This is a genomic window from Brevibacterium sp. FME37, from assembly GCF_014897485.1.
In the GTDB taxonomy this organism is placed as follows: domain Bacteria; phylum Actinomycetota; class Actinomycetes; order Actinomycetales; family Brevibacteriaceae; genus Brevibacterium.
In genome coordinates, this window is record NZ_JABUYE010000008.1 from 94,666 (window position 1) to 121,488 (window position 26,823).

Sequence of the window (26,823 nt, forward strand, 5' to 3'; positions counted from 1 at the left end):
CTTGAGCCTCCTGGCGATGAAGTATCTCGATGTCGAGCGGTTCCCTGCGGAATCCGTTGTGCCAAGATCATACGGCGTTGCGCGACCGAATGTTCAAGAGTCTGCCCACATGAGACAAAAGGATGATAAGCATGAAGCCATGGACAACTCAGCACCACTTTCCGCCGGCCATCTCCTCGTCAAGGAGCTCGAAGCCCACGGCGTCCAGCGTTCCTATCTGGTCCCCGGCGAGTCCTATCTCGACGTTCTCGACGGGCTCCATGATTCGACTATCACCCCGATCGTCTGCCGCCAAGAGGGTGGCGCCGGCTACATGGCCGTAGCCGAGGGCCGCATGACCGGCATCCCCGGAATCGCCATGGTCACCCGCGGCCCCGGAGCCTCCAACGTCATGGTCTCCCTCCACACCGCCTACCAGGATGCGACACCGCTCGTCGTGTTCGTCGGCCTCATCCCCACAGCCCAGCGCGGCCGTGAGGCCTTCCAGGAATTCGATTTGGCAGGCTGGTTCTCCACCACCACGAAGAAGGTCCTGACCCTCGATGACCCGGACAAGGCCGCCGAGGTGGTCGCCGATGCCATGCACACCGCCGTGACCGGCCGGCCCGGTCCCGTCGTCGTGGGCCTGCCCGAAGAGGTGCTCGTCCAGTCCAGCGCCGGAACGGTAGTGCCGCCCCGTGTCCACGGTTCTGCGGCGCCCTATGCCGGCGACGTCACCGAGCTGCGGGCTCGCATCCTGCAGGCCGATCGTCCCGTCCTCATCATCGGCGGCGAAGATTGGTCCCAGGCCACCTCCCGCAGAATCGCCCAATGGTCCCGTGATCGCGGCCTCGGCGTCATCGGCACCTTCCGCGCCTATGACGGCATCGACCACGACTCCCCCAATTTCCTCGGCATGCTCGGCTTCGGTGCCTCCGCAGTGGCCAAGAGGACCTTCGCCGAGGCTGACCTGCACATCTTCCTCGGCTGTGTCCGCACCGATGTGGCCACGGAATCCTTCACCATCGGCACCGATGCAAAGACAGTCGTCATCAACCCCGACCCGGACGCCCACGGACACTTCGGCAGCCTCGACCAGCACATCGTCACCTCGGTCAACCGATTCGCCCAGGCACTTTTCACCGCCGACGGGGCTCGCGCATATTCGGTGTCCTCCGATGGCTCCGTCGATGAGCCCGCCGTCGGTGATGAGCATCTGGCAGGCACCGACGAACCGGTGGAACTGCCCGACTGGATCCTCGATGCCCGCGCCGAACTCGACGAATGGCGGAAACCGGTCACCACCTCGGCGGGCACCGGCGATTCCACCTTCGTCGATATGGATGAGGCGTTCGTCCACGTCAAGGAGCTGCTGCCGGACAACGCGATCATCACCTACGGGGCCGGAAACTTCTCCGGCTGGGCCACCAGGTTCCTGCCCACGCACAGCTTCCCCTCGGCGCTGGGACCACGGAACGGGTCGATGGGCTTCGGCCTCCCGGCCGCCGTGGCCGCTGGGCTCGTCCATCCCGAGCGAGCCGTCTTCTGCATCGCCGGCGATGGAGATTTCCTGATGAACGGCCAGGAGTTCGCGACCGCGGCACAGTACGGGGTGAACCTCACCGTCATCGTCAACGACAACTCGGTCTACGGCACGATCCGGGGCCACCAGGATCGTGAGTACCCGGGCCGGGCGACAGGCACATCACTGCGCAGCCCCGATTTCGCAGCGCTGGCCACAGCCTTCGGCGGCCTGGGTCTCACCGTCGAACGCACCGAGGACTTCAGAGACGCCTTCGAGAAGGCACTCGCCCATGAGGGTCCTGCCCTCGTCCGCTGCCTCACCGACCCCGCGATCCGCGGAGCCCGGGCGTGAGCACGCCGCCGGCGGTGTTTCGGCCGCGGCTGCTGCGAAATCCCACACTCTCACGCTGCAATTGCCCCTCAAGCTGTAACTGACTCTGACGCTGCAAAGGTGACTGACATGAACATCGACGCGATCTTCACCGATCTCGACGCCCACACGCTCGACCCGGCACGTCCGCGGGCGCAGAAGATCGGCGTCTTCGCCGGACGCATCATCGGCTTCGACGAGGAGCTCGACGGGATCACCGCGGACCGGGTCGAATCCTTGGGCGGGGCCACCGTGCTGCCGGGCTTCAACGACGTCCACTGCCACACCGCTTGGTTCGGACTCACCCTGGCATCGGTCGATGTCACCGCCCTGCCCGGCGGTCTGCCCGATGTCTACGCCGCGCTCGAGCAGGCCGCTGCGACGACGCCAGCAGGTGAATGGATCAACGCCACCGGCTACGCTCACCGCGACTACGACGGACAGTACCCGGAGCTGTCCCGCCTCGACGAGATCACCGGCGACCGTCCACTGTTCATGCGTCAGACCTCAGGGCATGCCGCGATCGTCAACACCGAAGCGATGAGGCGAGCGGGAATCCTCGAGCCCGGTTTCAGCGACCCGGTCGGCGGCAAGGTCGTCACCGATGCGGCCGGGCACCCCACCGGGCTGGTCGAAGAGACCGCGCAGGGACTCGTCCAGGACCTCATCCGCCCCTATTCGCTCGACACGATCGTCGAAGCCATCGATCTTGCGACTGCCTACTACGCGCAGGAAGGCATCACCTCCTTCGGCGACTGCGGCATCGCCTACGGGTGGATCGGTCACTCCCCCATCGAGGTCACCGCCTACCTGCGCGCCCGCGAAGAGGGCAAGCTGCGCGCCCGCGCCCAGCTTCTGCCGCAGGCTGATGGACTCCACGAGATCGCAGCGAACTCCGCCGACGGCTTCGGAATCGGCCTCGATGCAGGAGTCCGCACCGGCCTCGGCGATGACCTCGTGTCCTTGGGCCCGGTCAAGTTCTTCATGGACGGCGCGCTCAGCGGGGAGACCGCAGCCCTGCGAGAGAACTATGAGGGCAAGGATCATCCCGGCTACCTGCAGGCCGACGCCGAGGCGCTGCGCAAGCAGATCCTCGACACCTACGCCTCTGGATGGTCCGTCGCGGTCCATGCGATCGGCGATGCCGCCATCGACGAGGCGGTGAAGAACATCGTCGATGCCCAGGCCAGATACGGGCGCCGAGCGGTTCCCAACCGGATCGAACACGCTGCCCTCGTCCACGACGAGCACCTGACCACCCTGGCCGACAACGGCATCGTCGTGACCCCGCAGTCCGCGTTCGCCGAAGGGATCGGCGATGGCATGAACGCCTCACTGGGCCCGGCACGCCGGTCACTGATCTACCGTGCGAAGTCCTTCATCGACGCCGGTGTGCTGCTGGCCGGAAGCTCTGATCGTCCCTGCGCCGACGGCAACGTGCTGCGCGGCATCGAGGCCTTTGTGACCCGCGGGACCCGCGATGGCGACATCATGGGTTCGGCCGAAGAGTGTCTGACTCCCGATGAGGCGATCGCCGCCTACACCTCGGTTGCGGCCGAGGCTTCCGGGCATGGCGCTGACAAGGGAACACTCTCGCGCGGGAAGCTCGCGGACTTCGTTGCCCTCGATGCTCACCCCGCCGAGGTGGCCCCGGACAAGATCTCACAGATCCCGGTCCGCGCCACCATCCTCGGCGGAAAGTTCACCCACGACGCCCGCTAAACCTCCCCGACGTCACTAATAGCGCCCGGCGCCGGGGGTATTTAGTGACGTCGGGGAGGTTTAGCGGGAGAAGTCGAGGTCGGTGAGGACCTTCTCGAAGACGCCCAGGCCTGTTTCGAGGTCCTCTTCGCTGATGTTGATCGGCGGGACCACGTGGAGGCGGTGGTAGTTGTTGAAGGGCACCACGCCGCGTTCCTTCAGCGAAGACACCACCGAGGCGACCTCGGGTGAGCCTCCGCCGTAGGGCGCCAACGGTTCGCGTGATTCCTTGTCCCAGACGAGTTCGATCGCCCAGAAGGCACCGACCCCGCGGACCTCACCGACGTGCTTCGAATTCTCAGCGATCTGGCGCAGCCTGGGTCCGATGATCTCCTGGCCGATGCGCTCGGCGTGCTCGATCATGCCTTCCTCATCCATAGCCTTGAGCGTCGCCACGGCTGCTGCACAGGCCAGAGGGTGACCGGAGTAGGTGAGCCCACCGGGATAGGGCTTCTTGGCGAATGAACCATAGATCGCGTCATCCATGATCACCCCACCTAACGGCACATACCCGGAGTTCACGCCCTTGGCGAAGGTGATGATATCAGGCACGACGTCGAAGTGTTCGAAGGCGAACCATTTACCGGAACGGCCGAACCCGGCCATCACCTCGTCGGCGATGAAGATGATGTCGTACTGATCGCAGAGCGCGCGCACCCCCTGCATATAGTCACTGCCGGGCAACATGATGCCGGCAGTGCCGGGGATGGATTCGAGGATGATCGCGGCGATCGTCGACGGGCCTTCGAGTTCGATGGTGCGCTCGAGGTGACGCAGAGCCCGCTCGGTCTCCTCCGCCTCGGTGGTGGCCGAGAATTCGGTCCGGTAGAGGAAGGGTCCGAAGAAGTGGACGACGCCGGAATCACCGCGGTCATTGGACCAGCGGCGCGGGTCACCGGTGACGTTGACGGCGGTCTCGGTACCGCCGTGATACGAACGGTACCGGGAGAGGATCTTGTGTTTGCCGGTGTGCAGCCGGGCCATGCGGATCGCATGCTCGTTGGCGTCGGCACCGCCATTGGTGAAGAACACGTGGTCAAGACCGGCCGGGGTGCGGTCGGTGATGAGGCGGGCGGCCTCGGACCGGGCGGCGTTGACGTGGGCGGGGCTGATCGTGCACAGCAGGTCGGCCTGATCTTTGATGGCCTGGACGACCTTCGGATGCTGGTGGCCGATGTTGGTGTTGACCAGCTGGGAGGAGAAGTCGAGGAATGACTGTCCCTGACCGTCCACGATATGTGAGCCCTGCGCCCGCGAGACGGTCATCGGGTCCAGCAGCTCCTGCGCCGACCATGAGTGGAAGACGTGCGCCCGATCGAGTTCGTAGGCTCGGGCGGATTCGTCCTTGATCGCTGAGATTTCAGCGTCGCTGAGCTGCTGCACTTTCCATCACCCTTTCACCATTGTTCAGGTAGTCCGCTCATCGTAGATCAGATTCCGGCGAAACGGTCCGTGACAGTGGCCCCCGACCCCGTGTCCATGGTCTTCGGTAGAGTGATTCGCATGCCCTACCGCACGATCGTCGCCCCCGCCGAAACCGAGATCGAGATCAAGAAGTCACGCTTCATCGGCTTCGTGGCGCCGGTCGCCGATGAGGCAGAGGCCAGGGAGGTCATCGCAGAGCGCAGAACCGCCCACCCGAAGGCGCGTCATCATTGCACGGCGTTCGTCCTTGACCCGGATTCGCGCACACAGCGCTTCAGCGATGATGGGGAACCGGCGGGCACGGCAGGCGCGCCGATCCTCGACGTCGTCTCCGGTCACCAGCTGACCTTCGTCGTTGCGGTCGTGACCAGATACTTCGGGGGAACTCTGCTGGGCGCGGGAGGACTCGTCCGCGCCTATGGACAGGCCACCTCGGCGGCATTGGAGACCGCACGCATCGTCACCAAGCATGAGCTGGTTCCGGTGCGCGCCGACGTGGACTATGCCCAGGCCAACGCCTTGGATCGGGCGGCCGGGAACAGGGGGTGGACGACACGGTCGAGCTACGGTGCCACCGTGGAGATCGACTTGATGGTTCCCGTCGCCGAGGTGGACGCGGCCTTGGCCATATACGCAGACGTCACCGCCGGGCAGGCAGAGCCCGCCGTCGGTGACATCGAATGGGTGTGAGCAGTGCCGGACTGATCAGTCCAGGGCTGCGATCTTCCCGACCTGCGCATTGGTGAGCATGACGAGGTCTTCGGGACGGATCTCGATCTCGAGGCCACGCCGGCCTGCCGAGACGAAGACCGAGGAATGCTCGAGTGCGGTGCGGTCGATGACGACCGGCACAGCATGGCGCTGCCCGAACGGGGAGACGCCGCCGACTGGGTAGCCGGTGCGTCGCTCGGTCTCGGCCACGCCTGCCAACTGAGCCTTCTTCGCTCCGCGTGCAGACGCGAGGCCCTTGAGGTCGAGCTGTCCGGACACGGGAACCAGGGCGGTGACGGGTGCGCCGTCGACCTGGATCATGAGGGTCTTGAACACCTGGTCAGAGCCGACGCCGAGCTTGTCGGCGGCTTCGGACCCGTAACGGCGGGTGCTTGGATCGTGATCGAAGCTGTGCAGGGTGTAATCGATGCCTGCCAGGTTGAGTACACGGACGGCCGGGGTAGCCGCGCTTGTCGGTTTGGATGCCACTGTCATAAAGGGGTCGTGCCTCCTGCCCGTAAATCTGCGGGGACACGCGAGGCACTTCTGCCCGGGGCTTCGCCCCTGTGGTCCCGCGTCGATACGGACGGAATGTTGTATCGAATGCTGATGGGTACCCGCCCACAATAAGCGAAGTCCAGGCTCCAGCGCCAATCAATGACGGCCGATGAAGCACCAGATTCCACCTACGACCTGGGGCGACGCTGGACTTCACGGTCAACTTCGGCAGTTGTAATGCTCAGCCCCAACCGATCTCGTGGAGTCGTTCGTCGTCGATTCCATAGAAGTGTGCGATCTCGTGAACGATGGTGATGACGATTTCGCTCCGCAGGTGATCATGGTCCTCAGCGTATGCAATGAGGTTGTCGCGGTAGAGGAAGATGTTGTCCGGCAGTTCGAGACCGGAGATGCCTCGCTCCCCTATAGGTGTTCCGTCATAGAGTCCCAGCAAGTGGGTGTTGCCATCCTCGGGTCGGTCCTCGACGAAGAGAGCGACATTGTCGAGCTCATCGGTCACACCCGAAGGAAGCTGGTCGATCGCCTCATCAAGGATCGACTCGAACTCTTCTTCACTGAGGTACTCCATGTCTGCCAGCCTAGCGGGATGGTCTCCGAAGGGGCTGAGGGCGGCGCCCCTGGCACGCTCCTGCTGCCCCTCTCGGAGGCTCTCAGGGGCTCTCGAATCGGTGTGACCGAGGACACGGATCATCGGTTTGCACTCTGCGAAATGGTTGGGCTAGGATTAACGACGTTGCCCCGGGGAATCCGAGGACAACCTGGGCCCCCATCGTCTAGAGGCCTAGGACACCGCCCTTTCACGGCGGCGACACGGGTTCGAATCCCGTTGGGGGTACGGTGTAGGATTGAGAAATCCGACATCGGATCAGATGCAACACAGTAAGGCCCTGTAGCGCAGTTGGTTAGCGCGCCGCCCTGTCACGGCGGAGGTCGCCGGTTCGAGTCCGGTCAGGGTCGCGGAGCACAAGGCTCTTCTTCGGAAGGGCCTTTGTTTCTCTCAACATACTTGACGTATGTTGGCGACCTGGCTCTGTAGCTCAGTTGGTAGAGCGTTCGACTGAAAATCGAAAGGTCACCGGATCGACGCCGGTCGGAGCCACCACACAACGAAAACCCCTGCCACGGCAGGGGTTTTCGTGTATCCGAAGCCAGCCTCCCCTGCACAGGGCACCCTTTGTGATTGAAAACACATGTACTGTACAGTAACTTTGATTCGACACAATCTTAGTTGAGAGCACATGATGCAAAGGAGCAACCACATGACGCGTGGAACAAAGATCGCCGGCTCACGAGTACTGATCACCGGTGCGGGCAGCGGTATCGGACGTCTGATGGCACTCGACGCTGCCTCGCGTGGAGCTGCGGAAGTTCTGATCTGGGATCTCTCAACAGAGGCCGGACAGCGTGTTGCCGATGAGATTTCGGCGACCGGATCGCAGGCCCGTTCGTTCACAGTCAATGTGGCCGACGCCAAACAGGTCGCAGTCATCGCCGAAGACACCGGACCCGTGGACGTCCTCATCAACTGCGCCGGAATCGTCACCGGTACGAAACTGCTCGAAGCCGATGAAGCCGCGATCCGACGCGTCTACGATGTCAACACACTCGCCCTCTACTGGGTGACGCGTGCCTTCCTCCCCGGGATGATCGAACGCGATCGGGGCTCAGTGGTCACCATCTCCAGCGCTGCCGGATTTGTCGGCGTCGCCCGTCAGACCGACTACTCGGCGAGCAAATTCGCCGCGGTGGGCTTCACCGAGTCTCTGCGCGCCGAACTGCGCGCCGATGGCCACAACGTCAATACGCTCGTCGTCTGCCCCTTCTACATCAATACCGGGATGTTCGAAGGCGTCACGACCAAGTTCCCTCGTCTGCTGCCCATCCTCGAGGAAACCAACGTTGCCACCAACGTTCTCGACTCCATTGAGTCGGGACGAGAGCAGCTTGCCATGCCTTCACTGGTGCGCATTCTGCCCGGAGCCCGGATGCTGCCCACCCGGGCCTTCGACAAGCTGATGGACTTCCTCGGAGTCAACAAGACCATGGACCATTTCACCGGCCGACGGCCCGTGGTCGCAGAGCGCAACACTGCGTCGCCGGCCGCCGAGATCACCGATCCCGCCCCGACGGCGCGCTGACAGGCGAGACGGCTTTCTCCTCTCGTTGCCCCTCCTGCGGGTAGACAATGAGAGGAGTCCCCTCGGCACGAGCGTCGTCGGGACACCGAGATTGCCCAAGGAGGAGCGCGTCATGGCCGTGACCGATCTGGTCCTCGAAGGCGGGGGCGCCAAACTTCCCGGGCTCGTCGGCGCGGTCGATGCGATGAGCTCGGCTGACTACTCCATCCACCGCATCGCTGGAACCTCGGCCGGTGCAGTCGTGGGAGCGCTGACAACTGCAGGAATCCCTCCGGAGAACCTCATCGAAACGATTCTTCGCAAGGACTTCACCGACTTCGAAGACCTCAGCCCGACCTTCTCTCTTCTGCCGTGGCTCGGGAAGATCCAAGGTCTTCTGTTTCACAAGGGCATGTACCTCGGCACAGCCCTCCACGACTTCCTGGCCGACGCCCTCGCCTCGCAGGGCATCCGCACCTGGGGCGATCTTCGCCTGCACGACCCGCACAGTGCGCTGCCACCGGAGCGTCAGTACCGCCTCATCGTCATCGTCTCCGATGTCTCCCGCGGTCGCATGCTGCGCCTGCCCTGGGACTACCAGTCTGCTCTCGGCGTCGATCCGGATTCGCAGTCGGTCGCCGAGGCGGTCTGTGCCTCGGCCGCGACACCCTTCTTCTTCCGACCCCGATCGCTGCGCGCAGATCCGCGCGTGGCCGGCGGTGTCTCGGTGCTCGGTGCAGACGGCGGTCTGCTCTCGAACTTCCCCGTCGACATCTTCGATCGGAAAGATGCGCGTCCTGCCCGCTGGCCCACATTGGGCGTGATGCTCTCGGCCAGGACAACGGCTGAAACCCAATGGCGGCCCAATGCGAACACCTACCAATATGGGATCTCGCTCCTGTCGACCATGATCAACGCCCACGACCGGCGTCATATCGATGAGCCCTCGGTCACCGATCGAACGATCTTCGTCGACACCGCTTCGCAGAGCAGCACCGACTTCGGCCTGAGTCGAGCCGATAAGCTCGAACTCATCGACTCGGGCCAAACCGCAGCCACAGATTTCCTCAGCACCTGGGACTGGCAGGCGTGGAAGGAACGCTACGAGCGACGCTGAACCAAAACACCTGCGAGCGGCCCACTGCTCGTGCAACAATGTGGGCGTCGACAGACACAAGCATCGACCACCACCGAAGGAGCGACCATGAGCGACAACCCCACCGATCCGACACAGTGGCAGGACGAACCCGAGATGGGTGCACCGCTGATGGATGACCCCACCCTCGACGAGCCCACGGCCGATGAGCTTGATGACCCGGAGCTCAATGCCGCCGAGGCCGAAGCCGATGATCTCGACACGGACCTTGATGCCGATGTCGCCTCCGCTGCAGCCGTCGAGCCTGGTGCCGAAGGCCCGGAGGGAATCGGCATCGAAGGCGCCGACGATGAGCTCTTGGATGCACAGGGCTTGGAGTCTGGGAACGGTACCCCCGACATTCCGGAAGAGTTCTCCACAGATGCCTCGCCAGCTGCCGAACAGGGCAACCGTCGCAGCGATCACATGATCTCCGAATACCAGGACGATGCAGAAGTCGCCCAACTCGCCGGTGATGACCTCGATGTCGACGCACTCGCCGACGACGGGGTCGAAGACTGAAACCCGTCTGCCCCGCGGCAGGCTAATCGCCCAGCGTCGAGACCGCCCGGTAGGACAGCACATTCGCCGTCTGCGCCGGGCGGTCTTCGTTCAGCCCACTCAATGAGTGCACTGCCGCAGAAATCGCGGCCCGGTAGAGCAATGAGCCGGTGCTGATCCTGGCCACACCCGCCTCGGCGAACTGGTCACGTGAGAAGCGCGGACTGGCGAGCACATTGACCGGAAGTGGGCAGGCCCGAACGATCTGTGCGATGGTCTCCAGATCCAGGTCCCCGGGTACGAAGATCCCATCGGCCCCGGAACCGGCGTAGCGGCGCATCCGCTCAAGGGTCTCCCCGAGCTTGTCCTGACCAGTCCAGTATGTGTCGATTCGTGCGTTGACGAACAGAGACGGGAATGCCTCCTTGATCGCGCTGACCTTGGCGGCGAGTTCCCGCGGTTCGACGAGATGTCCGCGAGCGGAATCCTCGATGTTGAGTCCGTCGACGGCAAGTCCGGCGAGGCCGGGACCCTCACCTGTTGCAGCGTCTCGCCGCACTGCGAAGGCGTCCCGGAGGATGTCGACGACTTCTGCCGGGTCGCCACTGTACCCATCTTCGAAGTCGCAGGTAAGCAGCGATTCGGGCAGGGCCCGTCGGAGGTTTTTCAGCAGATCGACCATGGCGGTCATCGTTTCCCGCTCCTCATCGGCGGCTCCGATGCCGGCGGCCACCCCCAGACTGCTCGTACCCACGGCAGGGTGACCCGCCTCGGCGAAGAGTCGGGCACTTGCCACATCCCAGGCACACGGCAGGATGAACGGGTCCCCCGGTCGGTGCAACCGGTGGAAGGGTGGGTCCTGGTCGGTTGTTGTGCTGTTCATAGCTGTGTCACCTCTGTGTCGAGTATCCAGTCGAGTTCGTCCCGACCAGTCGATGTGAGTGTGAGTGCGCGACTGCTACGACGGCGGGTGATCCACGTCCGGTCGAGGAATTCCTCGCACACGGCATCTCCAAGCCATCCGCCGAGGTGGGTGCGGCGTTCCGTCCAATCGAGGCAGCGGCGAGTCAGCGGGCGCGAGCCTGAGGCCATGGAGGCGACATCGATCCCCCACACCTTTGCGAAGCCCGCAACTCCTGCCTCGGTCACGGTCGCGGTGTCATCGACCCACCCTCGCGCCGTGACGGCCGCCCATATCTGCACGCCCAGACGTCCAGCGATGTGCCTGTAGCAGGTCCGTGCCTCGAGGAGGTGTCGGTCACGAGTCTTCGCCGCCAGGGTCGGAGCCGATTCGACTCTCTCCCCCGCGAGCGCACCGGTGTATTCGAGCCAGCAGGCGATGTCTGCCGAGGCGAGTTGCACGTAGCGGTGCCTGCCCTGCCGACGTTCGGCCAGTACGCCGCGCTCGATGAGGATGCTGGCATGTTCAGAGGCCGATGACATCGGTACCGCGAGAGCTCGTGACAGCTCCGTCAGCGTCCAGGCTCTGCCGTCGAGGAGACTCGTGCAGATCATGACGCGGGTAGGGTCGGCGAGCGCCGAGGCCAGCGCGGCGATATTCGGTGCCGATTCCGGGTGGCTCCTGGTCATAGCTTCGATGGTATGCCTCCTACTGTTCGGGACGGGCCGAAGTGTGATCTTCACTTCTCAGTGCGGGCAAACCGCCCTCAGCAACAACGAACCGTGTTAGAACGAGAGAGGAAAGGAGTCATCCATGTCTGCTTTGCCTGATCGCGCCGAGAAACAGTTCGACCTGCCACATGCGGGTTCGGGTAAGCCTGTTCACCGCCTCGGCATCATCGCCACAGTGGCCACCTTCGGCGGTCTCCTGTTCGGCTATGACACAGGCGTCGTCAACGGCGCACTCGAACCGATGAGTCAAGATTTCGGCCTCACTCCGCTGTCCGAAGGACTCGTCGTCGCCAGCCTCATGATCGGTGCCGCATTCGGTGCTGTGTTCGGCGGTCGCGTCGCCGACGCCCACGGTAGGCGGCACACATTCATCCTCGTCGCCGGCGTCTTCATCCTCGGCACGCTGGGCTGCGTGTTGGCCCCGGGTGCGGAGTTCCTCATCGGCGCCCGCTTCGTCCTCGGCATCGCGGTCGGCGCCGCTTCTGCCATCGTCCCCGTCTATCTGGGCGAGATCGCCCCCTCAGAGAAGCGCGGCTCCTTCGTCACTCGCAATGAGCTGATGATAGTTGCGGGGCAGCTCGCAGCGTTCATCATCAACGCCGTCATCTTCAACGTCTGGGGCCATGTCGACTCCATCTGGCGTTGGATGCTCCTCGTCGCACTCGCACCGGCCATCGCGCTGCTCGTGGGCATGATCTTCCAACCAGAGAGCCCCCGCTGGCTGATCTCGAAGGGCCGCACGGAGGAGGCTCTCGAGGTGCTCAAACAGGTCCGCTCCCCCGAACGCGCCGAGGCGGAGGTCGCCGAGGTCACCCACCTCGCATCCCAAGACGCCAAGCAGTCCACCGGTGGACTCTCCGATCTCGGAACCCGTTGGGTGCTGCGATTGGTCATCATCGGCGTGGGCCTCGGCTTCTTCCAGCAGCTGACCGGCATCAACTCGGTCATGTACTACGGCACGCAGCTGCTCACCAATGCCGGTTTGGACTCCGGTGTCGCGATCATCGGCAACATCGCCAACGGGGTCTTCTCGCTGCTGGGCATCTCGCTGGGCATGTTCCTGCTCAACAAGCTGCCGCGTCGGGTCATGTTCCTCACCGGTTACGCCCTCATCGCGTTCTTCCACATCCTCATCGCACTCACCGCCGTCGTGATTCCGCCGGGACCGGGACAGGCGTGGACGGTCCTCGTCTTCCTCGTCCTCTTCGTGTTCTCGATGCAGGGCACGGTCGGACCGCTGACCTGGCTGATGCTCTCCGAGATCTTCCCGATGAAGATCCGCAGCTTCGCCATGGGCATCTGTGTGTTCGTGCTGTGGATCATGAACGCCATCGTCGCGCAGTTCTTCCCGCCGCTCATCGAGGCGATGGGGATGACGGCGACATTCAGTATGTTCGCCGGCTGCGCCGTGATCGCCTTCATCTTCCTCTACACACTTCTTCCTGAGACCAAGGACAAGGACCTGGCGCAGTTCGAACGCAAGTTCAAAGCGAAATACGGCCGGAAATGACAGAACAGGAGCCACCATGTCAATCGCAGTCGCCGTCACCGACAGCCCCGAAGGACGCACAGCGCTGGAGAACGCCGTCGCCGAGGCGCGAGCCCTGGACACGGGCCTGCTCCTCATCAATCTCACCCTCCATGACTTCACCGATGATGAGATTCCTCGTAACCTCGAGGTGAAGCTGATCAACCGGTCCGGGCGCGGAGATCGTGATCCCGTCACCGCAGTCCTCGATGAGCTGCGCGATCACGTTGCCGAGGTGGATCGCCTTGTCCTCGGGGTGCGCAGTCGCTCCCGGGTGGGCAAGGTCCTGCTCGGCTCCGTGGCCCAACGCCTCATCCTCCGCTCCCCTGTCCCGGTGCTCACCGTGCGGGTGCCGGAGGCCGCGAAGAAACGCTGATCGGCGACGGGCTGAGCTCAGCCGGCTGTCAGGGTTTTCTTGACGCCGATGATCGTCGCGAGTGCCAGCCCGAGAATGCCCACGATGAAGGCGGGGACGCCGTAGCCACCCCAGGTCGAGATCGCCGTGCCGACGTAGATGATGAGCAACGACGCTGACACCCACACCATCATCCGTTCCGACTCACGGAAGATCCGCTGCGCGTTCGTCTCAGTCACGACGATCGGGAAGTTGAGGACCTGCGGCCTCGTGGACAGCCAGGACGTTGCGCCGATGAGGACACAGAGCAGTCCGACGATGACGAAGACCGTCGACCTCGGACCGTAGCTGTCGGCCTTGCCGACGAAGTTGAAATGGGTGGGAATCAGCTCAGGCAGCTTCGGGTAGCTGGCAAGCAGAATTGCTGACAACAGAACAGTCGCAATCAGCGTCACGCGTCGGATCCATGTGGTGAGTATTCCGGTTTCGAATGTCGTCGCATAATTCTGTTGCCCAACCATAGGACGATCGTACCTGTGATGAACGGGCCGCTTTCGGCTCTGCCTCCTGCCGTGGCATAGGGTGGATAGCGATCATACGGGCAGCGGACGCGAAGGAGCAGTCATGACAGACATGACGGTGGACAACTCGGCGGTGGACCGCCTCGAATCCGCACTGACGGGACGAATCGACCGATCCGCGATGGACACGATCTCCGAGCTGGCACATGAGGTCCCGTTGCCCGAGCTGACCCGGCTCGTCCACACGAGCACACCCGTGGAGTCAGCGGTCCTCTTCCGCATCCTGGACAAGGATGATGCGCTCGCTGTGTTCGAGAACCTTCCGCCGGGTTACCAGGCCGAACTCATCCAGAACCTCCGCGAACCAGATGTCGCCCACATCGTCGAAGGCTTGGACCCCGACGACCGCGCCGAACTCTTCGGCGAACTGCCGGCCAATGTCGCCCGCAGGCTGATGAGCGGCCTCAATGCCAAGGAACGCGAGATGACCACCGCGGTCCTCGGATACCCGAAGTCTGCGATCGGACGGTACATGTCCCCGGAGGTCCTCAGCCTCCACGACGACTGGACCGCCGGCGAGGCGATGGAAGTCGTCCGGGCCCGCATCGACGGTCCCGAGACCGTCTATCTCCTCCCCGTGGTCGGCATCGGACGCGTCCTCTCCGGCGTTGTGTCCCTGCGTAACCTCATCGCGGCAGACGCCAAGGACCTGGTCAGTGACTTGGTCCGAGATTCGATCAGCACACAGGCGCTGACGGACCGTGAGGTCGCCGCTCGTCAGTTCCTCTCCCACCGGCTCATCGCGATGCCCGTCGTCGATCAGGAGGACCGCCTTGTCGGCATCCTGACCATGGACGACGTCCTCGACATCGTCGATGAGGAGGACGCCGAGGACATCGCCCGCGGCAGCGGTTCCGAACCCCTTGACCGTTCATACCTCTCGAGCACCATCTTTCGCCTGGTCAGGAGCCGCATCGTCTGGCTGCTGGTCCTCGCCGTCTCCGCGATCCTCACGGTGCAGGTCCTCGAGGTCTATGAGGACCGCCTCGATCAGGTCGTTATCCTCGCCTTGTTCATTCCATTGCTCACCGGCACCGGAGGCAACACCGGCAACCAGGCCGCGACCACCGTGACCCGGGCGTTGGCCGTGGGCGAGGTGAGAATCCGCGACCTCTGGAAAGTCATCTGGCGCGAACTGCGTGTCGGAGCGATGCTGGGAGCCGTGCTCGGGCTATTGGGATTCATCGTCGCCGGCCTCGTCTATGGGTGGCCGATCGGTCTGGTCATCGGACTCACCCTGCTCTCGGTGTGCATGATGGCCGCGACCGTGGGTGGGCTGATGCCGATCATCGCGAAGAGGGTCGGAGCGGATCCAGCAGTATTCTCCAACCCGTTCATCTCCACCTTCTGCGACGCCACGGGCTTGATCCTCTACTTCTCGATTGCGACGACGGTTCTGGGACTGAGCTGAGAACTGCGCCCTTGGGCTGCGCTCAGGCTGACTGCGCTCAAGCCGACCAGGCTGCCCACAGCTGCGAGTAGTGGCCACCGGCTGCGACCAGCTCTTCGTGTGTGCCCTCTTCAACGATTCGACCGTGCTCCATGACGAGGACACGGTCCGCAGTCTCAGCCTGGCTCAATCGGTGGGCAACGACGAGTGCTCCGCGCCCGTTCAGCGCGGCCTTGGCCGATTGTTCGAGGACTTGGGCCCCGGCCGACCCGGCCTCGGCCGTCGCTTCATCGAGGATCGCGAAGTCCGGGTCGGCGAGCACCAGGCGGGCCAGTGCGATCGACTGTTCTTGGACCGCGGTGAGTCTGGCACCGCCATCGCCGACCTCGGTCTCCAGGCCTCGAGGAAGTTCGGTGGCCCAACCTGCTCCCACTGTGTCCAGTGCAGCCGCGATCTGTTCGGCCGTGGCATCCGGGACCGGCAGAGCCACGTTTTCACGCAGCGTGCCGTTGAAGGTGTGCACCTCCTGAGCAACCATCGAGATGTGGCCGCGCAGTATGTCTTCCGGCAGGTCGGTCAGCGACGTTGACTGTCCCGCTTGCCTCGCCGAGGTGGTTGTGAGTCCGGCCCGACCGCGGGTGGGTGAGGACAGGCCAGCAGCGATCCGAGCCAGCGTGGATTTCCCGGCCCCCGTGGTGCCGACGACGGCGACGACCTCGCCGGGACTCAGGCGCAGACTCACACCTTTGAGGACGTGCTTGCTCGAGTCCGGGTCCTCATCATAGGTGAACCACAGGTCCTCAAGAACCATTGCGGGTCGGTCGATGCTGATGTCGGTCGTCCGCCTCGGCGAGGTCGATGCTTCGTCGATGACGCCGACCATGCGAGTCAGCGAGGCTCCGGCTGATTGGATCTGGTCGAAGAGCCCGACGAGGGCTCCGATGGGGTTGAACAGGCGGTGGAAGACAAGAGCCGCAGTGGTCACGGCACCAGCCGTCGTCTCACCGGCGAAGACGAGAACGAATCCGGCGATGAGGAGCAGGGAGAGGACGACAGCCTCGGCGCGGTTGTTGCGTCCGAAGGCTCGGGTAAGGAAGCTGAAGACGCCGATCGAGAGGTCTCGGGCCTGCCCGGAGGCGGAATCGATGCGCGTCAGCTCCCCAGATTCGGCGCGGTAGGCACGCAGTGTGCTGGCACCGGTGAGGCCGCCGAGGAGACGTCCCGCGCGACGGCCGAAAGCTGCGCGCTCTTCCTTGTAGATCGGCTCCGAGCGGGGCAGATACCAGCGCAGGGTGAGCCAGTACATCGGCAGCGCAACGAGGCCGACGATGCCCAGGCGCCAGTCGATGGCAGCCAGACCGGCGGCGGAGACGATGACGATGAGAAGCGATTCGACCACGAGCGGCAGCACCTGCGCCGCCGCCTCGCTGATCTTGCGGGAGTCGTCGGCGACCCTCGAGACCAGATCACCTGTTCCTGTGGATTCGATGCGCTGGGATTCGAGGCTGAGTGCGGATTCGACGACCTGTGTACGCAGGTCAGCGACGATGGGCATCGCGATATGGGCCAGTGCCCAGGCTCCGATCCAGGTGCCCAAGGCCATGATGACACCTGCGATGGCCACGGCGATAGCACAGGTGATGACGAGGTCTGAACCGGCTCCGGCGGGCAGCTCGTCGACGAGGCGGCCGATCGCCCACGGTCCGACGAGTCCGGCACCGGCATTGGCGACCCCGGCGAGAACGAGGACGAGCAGCCACCCCCACCGGGCCCGAAGCAGAGGCGCCAGATGCGCAAATGAACGGCGCCTGGAGGCGATGGACAGGGTGGTCTGGGTGGTCTGCTCGCTCATCGGGTCACCGCGTTTCGGTAGGCCTCGGCGGACTTGTTGTCGGCGGCGAGGAGATCGGCATGTCTGCCGACGACGCTCGAGCCTGTGGCGGGTACGAACACAACGGTCTGTGCCGCGGCGAGGAATGCCGGTGAGCTGGTGAAGATGAGGGTTGCGGCGGTGCCGCGTGAGCTGCGCAGGTCTTCGAGTCCGGCCGCGATCCGTGCTTCGGTGACGGCGTCGACCGCGGTGGTCGGTTCGTGGAGGACGAGAACCCGGGGGTCGGCGTTCAGGGCCCGGGCCAGGGCCACACGTTGGCGCTGGCCGCCGGAGAGGTTGCCGCCGAGTTCCTGGATGCGGTGGTCGAGTCCGGTGTCGACGAGGTCGAGGAGTTCATCTGCGCCCGAGGCCGCCAGCACCTCGGCGGCCACAGGGGCATCGTCGGTGCCGAGAATCATGGTGATGTTGGAACGGATTGTGCCCTCGAACAGGTCGACGGTGTGTGGGGACACGATCATCTGGTCCAGTTCTGTGCCGCGAGCGTGGGTGCTCAAGGCTGCGATCAGTGCGGCCTCAGACTCGGATCTCTCCACGACGATGCAGGTCAGGGAGCCTGTTGGAGTGTCGAAATCGACGTGTCGGCCCTCCCCCACCTCCCAATCGCGGACGCTCAGATTGTCCTCGCCGAGGTGGATCTGAGGCAAGTTGGTCACGTCCGACCCGAGCTCCGACTCGTCGATGTCCAGCAGGAGCCGGGAGATCCGCTGGGCGGCTCCGTGTGATTGGGCGAAGAGGCCGACGATCTCGGCCAGGGCCCGCATCGGTTCGGTGAGGAATGCGGTCATGCCGAGGATGCCGATGAGTGCGCCCACGCTCATCTGACCCTCGATGAGGCGCAGCCCGGCGACGATGAGGACGATCGCGAGCACGACCGACATGACCAGTGCCCCAAGCCCAGCGAGCCGTCCGGTTCTCTCACCGGTGGCGATGCCGGCGGTGGCGGCCTCGTCCGAGGTGGTCCGGTAGCGGCGCACGGCCCAGGGTTCTCCGCCCATAGCCTTGATCACGCGCAGTCCGTGCATGAGGTCGGAGGCTGACCTGCCCGCTCGTGCCACGGCTTCGAGCTGTGCGCGGGCCTTGGTGGACACCGATCGTCCGGGCAGGGCCACGATGACAAGTCCGATGGGGACGGCGATGAGGACGACGAGTCCGGTCACGGGGTCGGCGATGAGGAGGAAGACGGCGGCCGTGATCATGCCCAGCACCGAGGCGATTCCACGCCCTAACTGGGCGAAGGACTGTGCAGCCGTGTCCGCGTCCGCCGAGGCGATCGAGAGGACTTCGCCGGAGGCACGGTCGGATGGCAGGTTCGCCGAGGTCAGAGCCGCGTGGGTGATCTCGACACGTAGTGCGTGCGCTTCATGTTCGCGGGCGGAATTGCAGAATCGGGCGCCGAAACGGTAGCCGAGGCTGAGCACGGTGAAGAGCAGACCGAGGCCGATGATCGAGACGATGAGCATCGGAAGGGACAGGGGAATGATCGCACGGTCGACGATGATTCCGATGGCGACGGGCACGAGGGCTTCGCAGACCTGCCACAGCGACATGGTGATGACGCCGGGGAGGAGGAGACCGAGGCGCCGACGAGCGGCTCTGCGGAGGAGGAGCGAACCTGATGTGGGAGTCTGCGACACGAAGGCTACCCTAACATTTCGCAGCGAGACATGACGGTCCCACTGAGGTTTAACATGGCTTCATGGGCAAGAGACTTGATGGCAACATCGCATCAGCGGCTGACCGCACCATCGTCATCACAGGTGGCAACAGCGGGATCGGCCGGGCGGCAGCATCCATGCTTGCCGGCATGGACGCTCGAGTGGTACTTGCGGTGCGCAACCTGCGCAAGGGTCGGACCGCAGCACAGACGATACGCGGCAACGTCGAGGTACGTCACCTCGATCTCGCCGACCTCAGTACAGTGCACGACTTTGCTGAGGAGTTCAGCGACCCGATCGACATCCTCATCAACAACGCCGGGATCATGGCCCCTCCCCTCGCGCACACCGCTGACGGATTCGAATCGCAGTTCGGGACCAACCACCTCGGCCATTTCGCTCTGACCAACCTTCTTCTCCCTCAGATCCGCGATCGTGTCGTCACGGTCTCCTCGATGGCGCATCGGATGGGCAGCATCGAATTCGATGACCTCAACTGGGAGCGCAGAACGTACAAGCCGATGGCTGCGTACGGCCAGTCGAAGCTCGCCAACCTGCTCTTCACATCCGAACTGCAGCGACGGCTCACCGAAGTGTCCTCCCCTATCATCGCGACCGCAGCTCATCCGGGCCTGGCCGCAACGAACCTTTATCGACGGCAGGGGAACCGACTGCTCGCGTCGGTCGCCGAGGCGGTCATCGGCCTAGTCTCGCAGAGCGAACAACAGGGTGCCGTACCGACACTGTGCGCCGCCACAGCCGATATCCCAGGCAACAGCTATGTTGGCCCACGAGGCTTCAAGGAGACTATGGGTCAGCCGAAGCTCGTCGGACGTTCTGCTGCCGCTAAGGACACTGAGGTGGCGCGGCGTCTGTGGACGGTGTCGGAGGAACTGACGGGCGTGGAGTTTCCGCTGTAGGCTCAGCAGTTCTGCGTACTGTGCCGACTTTCTCCGTCTTGCTGGGTCATTCTTTCGGCTAAGTCATTCATCGCCTCGGCGATCGACCGCGCTGCTTCGCTGAGTTCAGTGGCTTCTGCTGAACTCTTCGCATCAAGACTGCCGTAAGGAGTCGGAGTCTGCTTGGGAGTCGATCGGACTCGCGTGCCTGCAGGATCCGAAATCGCATCGACGTCGAAGATGACACGATCGGCGCGGTGCCAGGTACAGAAATACTCAATCACTTCACCCTTGTCATCACAGCTGGTTCCTTCGAGGACCAGAAGCGGGGCCGCTGAATGCAGCCCAAGCACAGCGGAGAGCTCTTCCGAAGCTGACACGGCCCTCACCTGGCGGTGGCCAGCAGTCACCGGCACTCCATAACGCTGCCGCAGGGTGTCATGGAGTGAGGAATCCACCAGATCCTTCGCTTCGAGCCCCGGTACTAGACGACGAGGGAGCCATGTGTGAATGAGGGCGATCGGCTCACCATCAACGCTCCGGCGACGATTGAGAGCAAGCAGATCTGACGTGCCCAACGCCTGTTGCGCACGAGGGTCCTCGCCGCGTTCAAGCGAGAGGACTTCAGTTGTCACCGAATCACCTGAACTCGAGAACTGGGTCGAGAGTCCTGACATCTTCTGCACGGCGCGGTGATGCTCGTGCTGTGGAGCTACTACACTTCCACGGCCGCGGCCGCGTTGGATGAGATTGTCGTTAGTCAGCGCTGCCATCGCCTGGCGGACGACGGAGCGCGAAATGCCGAACTTCTTCTGAAAGTCCGCTTCTGTGGGCATCCGCGTGCCAGGAGGCAACGCACCGCCGGATATTCCTTCTCGGATGACTTCGCTCAACTGCCGGTGGAGAGGCTCGTCGTGAGCGGAGTCGAGGACGTTGGCATTCAGGTCATCGATCCACATTTCCGCTCCTCTCCGTTCGGCAGACTCAGCGTAACAGCCGCTCACATGGCTTGGGCTGCATCCCAAACGACGTTCCATTCGGGAGCCAAGGTTGCGGCCCGCTCGATCGACAGGACGAGGCTGGCTTCGCGGGCGATGCCCTGCCCGGCGATGTCGAACGCGGTGCCGTGGTCGACCGATACACGGACAACGGGAAGTCCGACTGTGATATTCACTCCGTCATCACCGTAGACGGCTTTGAATGGGGCATGTCCCTGATCGTGATAGCACACGACTACGAGATTGTAGTTACCGCGCACAGCGGCTGGGATGAGTGCGTCTCCGGGCAGCGGGCCGACCACGTTGAGGCCCTGTTCGCGTGCTGCTTCGACTGCTGGAGCAAGAACATCGGCATCCTCGTCGCCGAACAGGCGGTTCTCTCCCGCGTGCGGATTGAGTCCTGCGAGTCCGATCGTTTCCTCGGGTTTGCCCATGGAGTCTGCGAAGGCGCCGGCCAGTCTGAGGACACTCAGTGTGCGATCGAAGGTGATGTTCTCGATCGCCTGGCGCATCGACACATGGGTGGTCAGGTGGAAGAAGTAGAGATCTCCGGCAGAAAGAACGAGTGAATAGTCTTTGACACCGAATTCATGAGCCAACAGTTCGGTATGACCAGGGAAGTTGTGACCGCCGGCATGCATGGCCGCTTTATTGAGAGGTGCTGTGACGATCCCGTCGACTTTTCCTTCCCTGGCGAGCCTGCAGGCTTCGACGACGAATCGGTAAGAGCCGTCCCCGGCTGCCTCGCTGAGTTCGCCTACGCCGACATCGGCCAGGGAGGAGCCGACTTGAATGACCTCGATGGTGCCCGGAATGTTCTTCGCTTCTGCCGGGGCTCCGATCTCACGCACGGATCCAGCGTCTCCACCGACGAATTCGACGCCTCGTTTGAGGGAGGCGATGTCGCCGATGACGACCGGGGTGCACTTCTCTCTCAGGTCATCATGTCCTATAAGGGACTTGGCGGTGATCTCCGGCCCGATGCCTGCGACATCGCCGAGGGTGATTGCCAATACGGGGAGGGTCATTGCGCTGGTCCTTCGTTGTTGTTGTGCAAACTATTGTGCAGAAGCTCTTCTGCGATATCTGTGACGTCGGTGGGACGTCCGAATCCTCCGGCTTTCGTCACGACTGTCGTGCCATGAGCCGATCCGCCCTCAATGGTTCCGATCGGGATACCTTCTCGGATGGTCGAGTGAATGCGGAGCCGCACCGCGCCGAGGCGGTTGAGCACGGCCCGTGCACCCTCGCCTCCCAGCAGCAGGAGACTCGTGGGAGTGGTGTCGTGCATCAGCAGTTCGGCCGCGTCGGCGAGGAGAGCCGCGACGAATTCGGTGGAATCTGTCCTCTCTTCGGGGGCGTTGACGATCACTATCGGCGCATCTGAACTGCTGGAGGAGAGGGCTTGGAGCCAGGCGAGCCGAGCCGAATCATTGAAGACTGAATCCAGATCAGGAGTCCACATTGCAACCTCGTTGCTAAGAAGCTCGGACAGGGTTGCGACTTGGTCTCTGGTGACGGTGTGCAGCGAGCTGGCGACGACGATCACCCGTTCTGAACTGCCCTGCGCCTCAGCCGGGAAATCGAGACCGCTCCGCCACACTCCAGCCAGCGCGGCGGCGAGACCTGCCGAGCCGACCGGGACGATATCGTCACCGAACTCAGCGATTGCCTCGGCAATGGCGTCCAGGTCAGCCGATTCAACGGCATCGATCGTGATGACGGATGACGTTGAGCGTGCGGCCCTGATCGACGACACCAGGGAGTCACGCGTGAAGACGCCACCATGTGGAACCCTCACCCTGATGCTCCCGGGAAGGAAATCGGACATCGAACTCGTCGTGACCGGAGTGACCGGGTCACGCCCAATCGCAGTTTCATGAACCGCAGTCCCGTTGACCTGCAGCTGACCGTCAACGACCGTCCGACCCATCGCAGGATAGGCCGGACAGACAAGGGCGAAGGCCTGCGGATGATCTGATTGCCAGGCGGCCAGAGCGCCTGCGATCTGGGAGGAGACTGTTCCGCGCATGGTCGAGTCGATCTTGAGATAGACACGAGTCGCGATGTGCCTTCCCGACAGGACAGCTCTCTGCGTCCGATCCTGCGCATCTGCACTGGCCAGTGTGCGAGAGTCGGTGACCCGCGCGTTGACGGTTCCCGGTGGCTGCTGATCATTGTCATCGTCGCTGAGCACGAGCGCCGTCGTCCACCCTGCGTGGGCGAACTGCACTGAGGAGTCGGTGGCCCCGGTCAGATCGTCGGCCACAACCAGCACAGACGCAGCTTCCGAAGGCAGTTTCGAAGCCGAAATGGATTCAGAAATCGATGCCACTGTCACAGACCCTCAGCCCGCAGCGGCTGCGCGTGCTCGCCCGAACCCTGGTTCTGCTTTTTGATGCCGCCCTGACGCTTGAGTACCCAGGCGGCCAGTAGCGGAGCGAGGACCGCAGAGACAAGGACAGCTGAGGCCACCTGAGCCGTGGCAACTTCCATATACGGTTCGAAGCTCGGATCGGCTCCCGCGATGATCGCCGGGGTTGCGATCGCATTGCCGGCCGTTGTCGCCGAGGCGATTCCGATACCTGACTGCTTGCCTCGTCGCAGAATCCAGCGGTAGCCGAAATAGGCGAGTGTACCGGTGATGACCGTGGCGATCGCGCCGACGAGGAGACCGGAGAGTCCACCGGTGACGACGTTGCCTAGGTCGATTCCGGTACCGAGTGCGAAAGCGAAGAACGGGATGACCATGTTGGGGATGGGACGCATGATCTCGGTCCACTTTTCATCGAGGTTTCCGACGATGATGCCGATGACAAGCGGAATGATCGCCGCAAGCAGAAGTGTGTAGGGAATGTCGGCCAGTCCTGCTGCTCCGAGGAAGAGCATCGAGAAGAAGGGGCCATCATTGATCGCTGAGGCCATGTAGGCACCTCGGTCGCGTGCGTCTCCGTAGCGGCCGGTGAAGGCGAGCCACAATCCGCCATTGCTGTTGTCCATCGTGACGATAAGCGCCAGGATCGAGACTCCCAAAATTCCCTCGATGCCGACGAACTGACCCAGCAGCACGACGAGGCCGGCCGGAATGATCGACTTCGTCAGCAGAATGGTACCGGTCGTCGCCAACACCGGCCCCGAGGTCTTGAGCGTGATCTGCATGCCTGTGGCGAAGATCAGAATACCGATGAGCGGCAGCGCGCTATCGCGGAACAGCGCCGAGGTGAAGTTGCCCAGTTCGAGGAACCCGGGGAAGAACGTTCCGACGACTGAGCCCAGGATGAGCGGGATCAGCATGATCCCGCCCGGAATCCGGTTCATCCCGTCGAAGAGTGGAATGCGACTGGTGATCTGTGATTCGGCAGCCATGGCGAATCCCCTTTTTAAGAGCCGTAGTGAGTACATAATCGTCTATGTAGGTACTCAGTGTACGTACAAATGATCTGATCGCCAATACCCATCTGAGTTCACTTCATGGGCACCATCACATGACCGGGCCGAACTCGGGTTCCGAGTTCACTCAGTACTCAATCATCGATCCGTACAGTGGGCACATGACTGTACTGCGCAATGTCCACGTAACCGATACCGAAGGCAATTGGAACAGCGAGCTCGTCGACGTCGAATTCTCTGCTACGATCATTTCGATCCGGCCTGCCTCAGAACCCGACAACAAAACCGCACGCTTCCTGGTGCCGGGTCTCATCGACACTCATCTCCACCTCGGTGAACGAGAGAAGCTGGTCACAGCGCTGCGTTCGGGACTGACAACGGTGTTGGATTTGGGTACCCACCCTGATTCTCGCGTGCACGAGCTGCGAGCCGATGCCGAACTGCCATCGATCTTCAGTGCCGGATCTGCCGCCTCGGCGCCGGGGAGCACTCAGATCGAGATGATGGGCTTCCCCGCAGATTCAGGTGTCACCGGCCCGGCCGATGCCGCACGATTCCTTGACTGGCGAGTGGACAACGGTGCCGATCTCATCAAGATCATCACCGAGGACCCGGACACCGGCGAGGTCCCCGCGCTCGACATTCCAACGTTGGTGGCCCTCGTCGCCGGCGCCCACGAGCGTGGACTGCTGACCGTGGCCCACGTTGTCACCGCCGCGGCCTTCGACCGTGGCTTGGAGGCCGGAGTCGACATCCTCACTCACGCCCCGATTGATCGGCCACTCGATGACCACACCCTCGCCCGCATGGAGGAACAGGGCACCATCGCCTCCCCCACACTGGTGATGATGCGCGCCATCGCAGACGCCCGCCTCGGCGAGCATGCCGACTCTGCCTTCGGCATCGCACTGAACAACGTCCGCGCCATGATCGACGCCGGGATCACCGTCGTCGCCGGCACCGATGCGAACGAAACTCCGTTCGCCCCGGTCCACCATGGGTCCTCGCTGCACGACGAACTCGACTACCTCATCACCGCCGGGATGACGAGCGCAGAGGCGATCCGGGCAACCACATCCTCAGCCGCCGAGGCGCTGAGCCTGCATGATCGCGGTCGGATCGTCGAAGGTGCCCGGGCCGACCTCGTCCTCGTTGACCACGATCCGCTCAGGAACATCGGCGCTCTGCGCACCCCCGCCGAGGTATGGGTGGCAGGAGTCTCGCGGCACCGCTCCTAGGGTCGACCGTTCCAAATCAGCTCCTACCGAAATGCCTGCTCACCGGTGATGTGGCGGCCCAGGATGAGCGTGTGGACCTCGTCGGTACCTTCGTAGGTGCGCACCGATTCGAGATTGTTCGCGTGCCGCAGCGGTGAGTATTCGAGTGTGATGCCGTTGCCGCCGAGCATCGAGCGAGCCTCCCTGCAGATGGCGATCGCCTCGCGGCAGTTATTGAGCTTCCCGACCGAGATCTGGATCGGGTCGAGCGTGCCGGCATCCTTGAGTCGCCCTGTCTGCACAGCCACGAGAATGCCCTTCTGGATCTCCAGGACCATATTCACCAGCTTCTGCTGGGTGATCTGATAGCCGGAGAGAGGTTTGTCGAACTGCATCCTCTCCTGCGCATACTTCAGAGCCACCTCATAGGAGTCGCGGGCGGCACCCATCGCGCCCCACATGATTCCGTAGCGGGCCTCGTTAAGGCAGGAGAACGGACCCTTCAGTCCCGTGACATCGGGCAGAACCGCCTCAGCGGGTAGATGGACATCGTCGATGTCGATGTCGCACTGGATGGAGGCCCGCATCGAGAGTTTCTGCTCAATCGGAGTCGCGGTGAAACCTGCGGTGTCGGTGGGGACGAGGAAGCCGCGGATGCCCTCGTCGGTCGCCGCCCAGATGACCGCGATGTCAGCGATGGATGCCAGGCCGATCCAGCGTTTGGCTCCGTTGAGGGTCCACGAGCCATCATCATTGCGTACTGCTGTGGTGGCCATGGATCCGGGATCGGATCCGGCCGTGGGTTCGGTCAGGCCGAAGCAGCCGATGATCTCGCCCTTCGCCATGCCCGGCAGGTACTGGTTCTTCTGCTCTTCGGAACCGAATTTGTGGATCGCGGACATCGCCAGCGATCCCTGCACGGAGACGAAGGTCCGCAGACCGGAGTCTCCTGCTTCGAGTTCCAGTGCGGCGATTCCGTATTCGACGGCCGAACGTCCGGGGCAGCCGTAACCGTGCAGGTGCATTCCCAGCAGTCCGAGCTCGCCCATCTCCCTCACGATCTCGCGGGGGAAGACCGCGTTCTCGTACCAGTCGGCGATGTTCGAGCGGATCCGTGCGTCGACGAACCCACGGACCTTGTTACGGAGTTCGATCTCGGTCTCGCTGAAGAGCCCGGCGAGGTTGAGGAGATCGGATTTATCGATGTCGACGCTGTCCTGCGCAGTGGCGGTGGGCGTGGTCATA

The 26,823-nt window shown here is 63.4% G+C and carries 24 protein-coding genes and 3 tRNA genes; 14 read left to right on the forward strand and 13 right to left on the reverse strand.

Features of this window, described 5'->3' with window-relative positions; all coding sequences use genetic code 11:
* Positions 1–109: 109 nt before the first annotated feature.
* Both INT29_RS11165 and INT29_RS11170 read left to right on the forward strand, forming a co-directional pair.
* Positions 110–1,855, forward strand: coding sequence for a thiamine pyrophosphate-dependent enzyme (locus INT29_RS11165; protein ID WP_226841872.1), 1,746 nt, complete (start codon positions 110–112; stop codon positions 1,853–1,855).
* Positions 1,856–1,963: 108 nt separating this feature from the next.
* Positions 1,964–3,595: an amidohydrolase gene (locus INT29_RS11170; protein WP_193071662.1), complete on the forward strand. Its 1,632-nt coding sequence runs from the start codon at positions 1,964–1,966 to the stop codon at positions 3,593–3,595.
* A gap of 60 nt (positions 3,596–3,655) precedes the next feature.
* On the opposite strand, the gene INT29_RS11175 is transcribed toward INT29_RS11170, so the two are convergent.
* Entirely contained in the window at positions 3,656–5,017 is a 1,362-nt protein-coding gene (locus INT29_RS11175) for an aspartate aminotransferase family protein (RefSeq protein ID WP_193071663.1), read from the reverse strand.
* A 120-nt stretch (positions 5,018–5,137) separates the two neighbouring features.
* On the opposite strand from INT29_RS11175, the gene INT29_RS11180 reads away from it, so the two are divergent.
* The gene (locus INT29_RS11180; RefSeq protein ID WP_193071664.1) at positions 5,138–5,749 is read left to right on the forward strand and encodes a YigZ family protein; all 612 of its coding nucleotides are present in this window, start codon (positions 5,138–5,140) and stop codon (positions 5,747–5,749) included.
* 15 nt (positions 5,750–5,764) lie between these two features.
* Here INT29_RS11180 and ybaK read toward each other — a convergent pair whose 3' ends face one another.
* Both ybaK and INT29_RS11190 read right to left on the reverse strand, forming a co-directional pair.
* Positions 5,765–6,265 carry a Cys-tRNA(Pro) deacylase gene (gene ybaK, locus INT29_RS11185; RefSeq protein ID WP_125187771.1) on the reverse strand — a complete coding sequence of 167 codons (501 nt, stop codon included), beginning with the start codon at positions 6,263–6,265 and terminating at the stop codon, positions 5,765–5,767.
* 244 nt (positions 6,266–6,509) lie between these two features.
* On the reverse strand, positions 6,510–6,857 hold the full coding sequence (locus INT29_RS11190; protein WP_193071665.1) for a metallopeptidase family protein: 348 nt from the start codon (positions 6,855–6,857) through the stop codon (positions 6,510–6,512).
* Between the two features lie 194 nt (positions 6,858–7,051).
* Between INT29_RS11190 and INT29_RS11195 the strand changes: the two genes are divergently transcribed.
* The 6 genes from INT29_RS11195 to INT29_RS11220 all read left to right on the forward strand — a co-directional run bounded on the left by INT29_RS11195 (position 7,052) and on the right by INT29_RS11220 (position 10,063).
* A tRNA-Glu gene (locus tag INT29_RS11195) sits at positions 7,052–7,124 on the forward strand.
* Between the two features lie 48 nt (positions 7,125–7,172).
* A tRNA-Asp gene (locus INT29_RS11200) sits at positions 7,173–7,246 on the forward strand.
* A gap of 69 nt (positions 7,247–7,315) precedes the next feature.
* Positions 7,316–7,391: transfer RNA gene (locus INT29_RS11205), tRNA-Phe, on the forward strand.
* A gap of 157 nt (positions 7,392–7,548) precedes the next feature.
* Positions 7,549–8,427 carry an SDR family oxidoreductase gene (locus INT29_RS11210; RefSeq protein ID WP_101571900.1) on the forward strand — a complete coding sequence of 293 codons (879 nt, stop codon included), beginning with the start codon at positions 7,549–7,551 and terminating at the stop codon, positions 8,425–8,427.
* A 112-nt stretch (positions 8,428–8,539) separates the two neighbouring features.
* On the forward strand, positions 8,540–9,523 hold the full coding sequence (locus INT29_RS11215) for a patatin-like phospholipase family protein (RefSeq protein WP_193071666.1): 984 nt from the start codon (positions 8,540–8,542) through the stop codon (positions 9,521–9,523).
* 87 nt (positions 9,524–9,610) lie between these two features.
* Positions 9,611–10,063, forward strand: a complete 453-nt coding sequence (locus tag INT29_RS11220; protein ID WP_193071667.1) for a hypothetical protein — start codon at positions 9,611–9,613, stop codon at positions 10,061–10,063.
* A 22-nt stretch (positions 10,064–10,085) separates the two neighbouring features.
* On the opposite strand, the gene INT29_RS11225 is transcribed toward INT29_RS11220, so the two are convergent.
* A complete protein-coding gene (locus INT29_RS11225; protein ID WP_101571894.1) occupies positions 10,086–10,925 on the reverse strand; it encodes an isocitrate lyase/PEP mutase family protein in 840 nt (279 codons plus the stop codon).
* Positions 10,922–11,632 (reverse strand): ArsR/SmtB family transcription factor, encoded by a 711-nt coding sequence (locus tag INT29_RS11230; RefSeq protein WP_101571892.1) that lies wholly within the window; start codon positions 11,630–11,632, stop codon positions 10,922–10,924. Before INT29_RS11230 ends, INT29_RS11225 begins: the two co-directional genes overlap by 4 nt.
* A gap of 124 nt (positions 11,633–11,756) precedes the next feature.
* On the opposite strand from INT29_RS11230, the gene INT29_RS11235 reads away from it, so the two are divergent.
* Positions 11,757–13,184 carry a sugar porter family MFS transporter gene (locus tag INT29_RS11235; RefSeq protein ID WP_193071668.1) on the forward strand — a complete coding sequence of 476 codons (1,428 nt, stop codon included), beginning with the start codon at positions 11,757–11,759 and terminating at the stop codon, positions 13,182–13,184.
* A 16-nt stretch (positions 13,185–13,200) separates the two neighbouring features.
* Complete coding sequence (locus tag INT29_RS11240) at positions 13,201–13,578, forward strand: universal stress protein (RefSeq protein WP_101571888.1); 378 nt, start codon at positions 13,201–13,203, stop codon at positions 13,576–13,578.
* Between the two features lie 17 nt (positions 13,579–13,595).
* On the opposite strand, the gene INT29_RS11245 is transcribed toward INT29_RS11240, so the two are convergent.
* On the reverse strand, positions 13,596–14,078 hold the full coding sequence (locus tag INT29_RS11245) for a DUF1648 domain-containing protein (RefSeq protein ID WP_101571886.1): 483 nt from the start codon (positions 14,076–14,078) through the stop codon (positions 13,596–13,598).
* Positions 14,079–14,181: 103 nt separating this feature from the next.
* Between INT29_RS11245 and mgtE the strand changes: the two genes are divergently transcribed.
* Positions 14,182–15,549 carry a magnesium transporter gene (gene mgtE / locus INT29_RS11250; protein WP_101571884.1) on the forward strand — a complete coding sequence of 456 codons (1,368 nt, stop codon included), beginning with the start codon at positions 14,182–14,184 and terminating at the stop codon, positions 15,547–15,549.
* A 37-nt stretch (positions 15,550–15,586) separates the two neighbouring features.
* Here the strand turns inward: mgtE and INT29_RS11255 are convergent, their stop codons facing one another.
* Positions 15,587–17,380, reverse strand: a complete 1,794-nt coding sequence (locus INT29_RS11255) for an ABC transporter ATP-binding protein (protein WP_101571882.1) — start codon at positions 17,378–17,380, stop codon at positions 15,587–15,589.
* Positions 17,377–19,053: an ABC transporter transmembrane domain-containing protein gene (locus INT29_RS11260; protein ID WP_101571881.1), complete on the reverse strand. Its 1,677-nt coding sequence runs from the start codon at positions 19,051–19,053 to the stop codon at positions 17,377–17,379. Before INT29_RS11260 ends, INT29_RS11255 begins: the two co-directional genes overlap by 4 nt.
* A gap of 62 nt (positions 19,054–19,115) precedes the next feature.
* On the opposite strand from INT29_RS11260, the gene INT29_RS11265 reads away from it, so the two are divergent.
* Complete coding sequence (locus INT29_RS11265; RefSeq protein ID WP_193071669.1) at positions 19,116–19,994, forward strand: oxidoreductase; 879 nt, start codon at positions 19,116–19,118, stop codon at positions 19,992–19,994.
* 2 nt (positions 19,995–19,996) lie between these two features.
* Here the strand turns inward: INT29_RS11265 and INT29_RS11270 are convergent, their stop codons facing one another.
* From INT29_RS11270 to INT29_RS11285, 4 genes are read right to left on the reverse strand one after another with little or no spacing between them, the layout of a single operon-like run.
* Positions 19,997–20,932, reverse strand: a complete 936-nt coding sequence (locus INT29_RS11270) for a GntR family transcriptional regulator (protein ID WP_180958958.1) — start codon at positions 20,930–20,932, stop codon at positions 19,997–19,999.
* A 41-nt stretch (positions 20,933–20,973) separates the two neighbouring features.
* The gene (gene pdxA / locus INT29_RS11275) at positions 20,974–21,999 is read right to left on the reverse strand and encodes a 4-hydroxythreonine-4-phosphate dehydrogenase PdxA (RefSeq protein ID WP_101571875.1); all 1,026 of its coding nucleotides are present in this window, start codon (positions 21,997–21,999) and stop codon (positions 20,974–20,976) included.
* Positions 21,996–23,249 (reverse strand): four-carbon acid sugar kinase family protein, encoded by a 1,254-nt coding sequence (locus tag INT29_RS11280; RefSeq protein ID WP_193071670.1) that lies wholly within the window; start codon positions 23,247–23,249, stop codon positions 21,996–21,998. Before INT29_RS11280 ends, pdxA begins: the two co-directional genes overlap by 4 nt.
* Positions 23,250–23,308: 59 nt before the next feature.
* Positions 23,309–24,337 carry a 2-keto-3-deoxygluconate permease gene (locus INT29_RS11285; protein WP_193071671.1) on the reverse strand — a complete coding sequence of 343 codons (1,029 nt, stop codon included), beginning with the start codon at positions 24,335–24,337 and terminating at the stop codon, positions 23,309–23,311.
* Between the two features lie 185 nt (positions 24,338–24,522).
* Between INT29_RS11285 and INT29_RS11290 the strand changes: the two genes are divergently transcribed.
* Positions 24,523–25,599 (forward strand): amidohydrolase family protein, encoded by a 1,077-nt coding sequence (locus tag INT29_RS11290; RefSeq protein ID WP_193071672.1) that lies wholly within the window; start codon positions 24,523–24,525, stop codon positions 25,597–25,599.
* Between the two features lie 23 nt (positions 25,600–25,622).
* Here the strand turns inward: INT29_RS11290 and INT29_RS11295 are convergent, their stop codons facing one another.
* Entirely contained in the window at positions 25,623–26,822 is a 1,200-nt protein-coding gene (locus INT29_RS11295) for an acyl-CoA dehydrogenase family protein (protein ID WP_193071673.1), read from the reverse strand.
* Position 26,823: the final 1 nt, after the last annotated feature.

Coding starts and splice junctions, on each gene's coding strand:
- INT29_RS11165 (WP_226841872.1), top strand. CDS start 110: ATGAGACAAAAGGATGATAAGCATGAAGCCATGGACAACTCAGCACCA.
- INT29_RS11170 (WP_193071662.1), top strand. CDS start 1,964: ATGAACATCGACGCGATCTTCACCGATCTCGACGCCCACACGCTCGAC.
- INT29_RS11180 (WP_193071664.1), top strand. CDS start 5,138: ATGCCCTACCGCACGATCGTCGCCCCCGCCGAAACCGAGATCGAGATC.
- ybaK (WP_125187771.1), bottom strand. CDS start 6,265: ATGACAGTGGCATCCAAACCGACAAGCGCGGCTACCCCGGCCGTCCGT.
- INT29_RS11190 (WP_193071665.1), bottom strand. CDS start 6,857: ATGGAGTACCTCAGTGAAGAAGAGTTCGAGTCGATCCTTGATGAGGCG.
- INT29_RS11210 (WP_101571900.1), top strand. CDS start 7,549: ATGACGCGTGGAACAAAGATCGCCGGCTCACGAGTACTGATCACCGGT.
- INT29_RS11215 (WP_193071666.1), top strand. CDS start 8,540: ATGGCCGTGACCGATCTGGTCCTCGAAGGCGGGGGCGCCAAACTTCCC.
- INT29_RS11220 (WP_193071667.1), top strand. CDS start 9,611: ATGAGCGACAACCCCACCGATCCGACACAGTGGCAGGACGAACCCGAG.
- INT29_RS11225 (WP_101571894.1), bottom strand. CDS start 10,925: ATGAACAGCACAACAACCGACCAGGACCCACCCTTCCACCGGTTGCAC.
- INT29_RS11230 (WP_101571892.1), bottom strand. CDS start 11,632: ATGACCAGGAGCCACCCGGAATCGGCACCGAATATCGCCGCGCTGGCC.
- INT29_RS11235 (WP_193071668.1), top strand. CDS start 11,757: ATGTCTGCTTTGCCTGATCGCGCCGAGAAACAGTTCGACCTGCCACAT.
- INT29_RS11240 (WP_101571888.1), top strand. CDS start 13,201: ATGTCAATCGCAGTCGCCGTCACCGACAGCCCCGAAGGACGCACAGCG.
- INT29_RS11245 (WP_101571886.1), bottom strand. CDS start 14,078: ATGGTTGGGCAACAGAATTATGCGACGACATTCGAAACCGGAATACTC.
- mgtE (WP_101571884.1), top strand. CDS start 14,182: ATGACAGACATGACGGTGGACAACTCGGCGGTGGACCGCCTCGAATCC.
- INT29_RS11255 (WP_101571882.1), bottom strand. CDS start 17,380: ATGAGCGAGCAGACCACCCAGACCACCCTGTCCATCGCCTCCAGGCGC.
- INT29_RS11265 (WP_193071669.1), top strand. CDS start 19,116: ATGGGCAAGAGACTTGATGGCAACATCGCATCAGCGGCTGACCGCACC.
- INT29_RS11270 (WP_180958958.1), bottom strand. CDS start 20,932: ATGTGGATCGATGACCTGAATGCCAACGTCCTCGACTCCGCTCACGAC.
- pdxA (WP_101571875.1), bottom strand. CDS start 21,999: ATGACCCTCCCCGTATTGGCAATCACCCTCGGCGATGTCGCAGGCATC.
- INT29_RS11285 (WP_193071671.1), bottom strand. CDS start 24,337: ATGGCTGCCGAATCACAGATCACCAGTCGCATTCCACTCTTCGACGGG.
- INT29_RS11290 (WP_193071672.1), top strand. CDS start 24,523: ATGACTGTACTGCGCAATGTCCACGTAACCGATACCGAAGGCAATTGG.
- INT29_RS11295 (WP_193071673.1), bottom strand. CDS start 26,822: ATGACCACGCCCACCGCCACTGCGCAGGACAGCGTCGACATCGATAAA.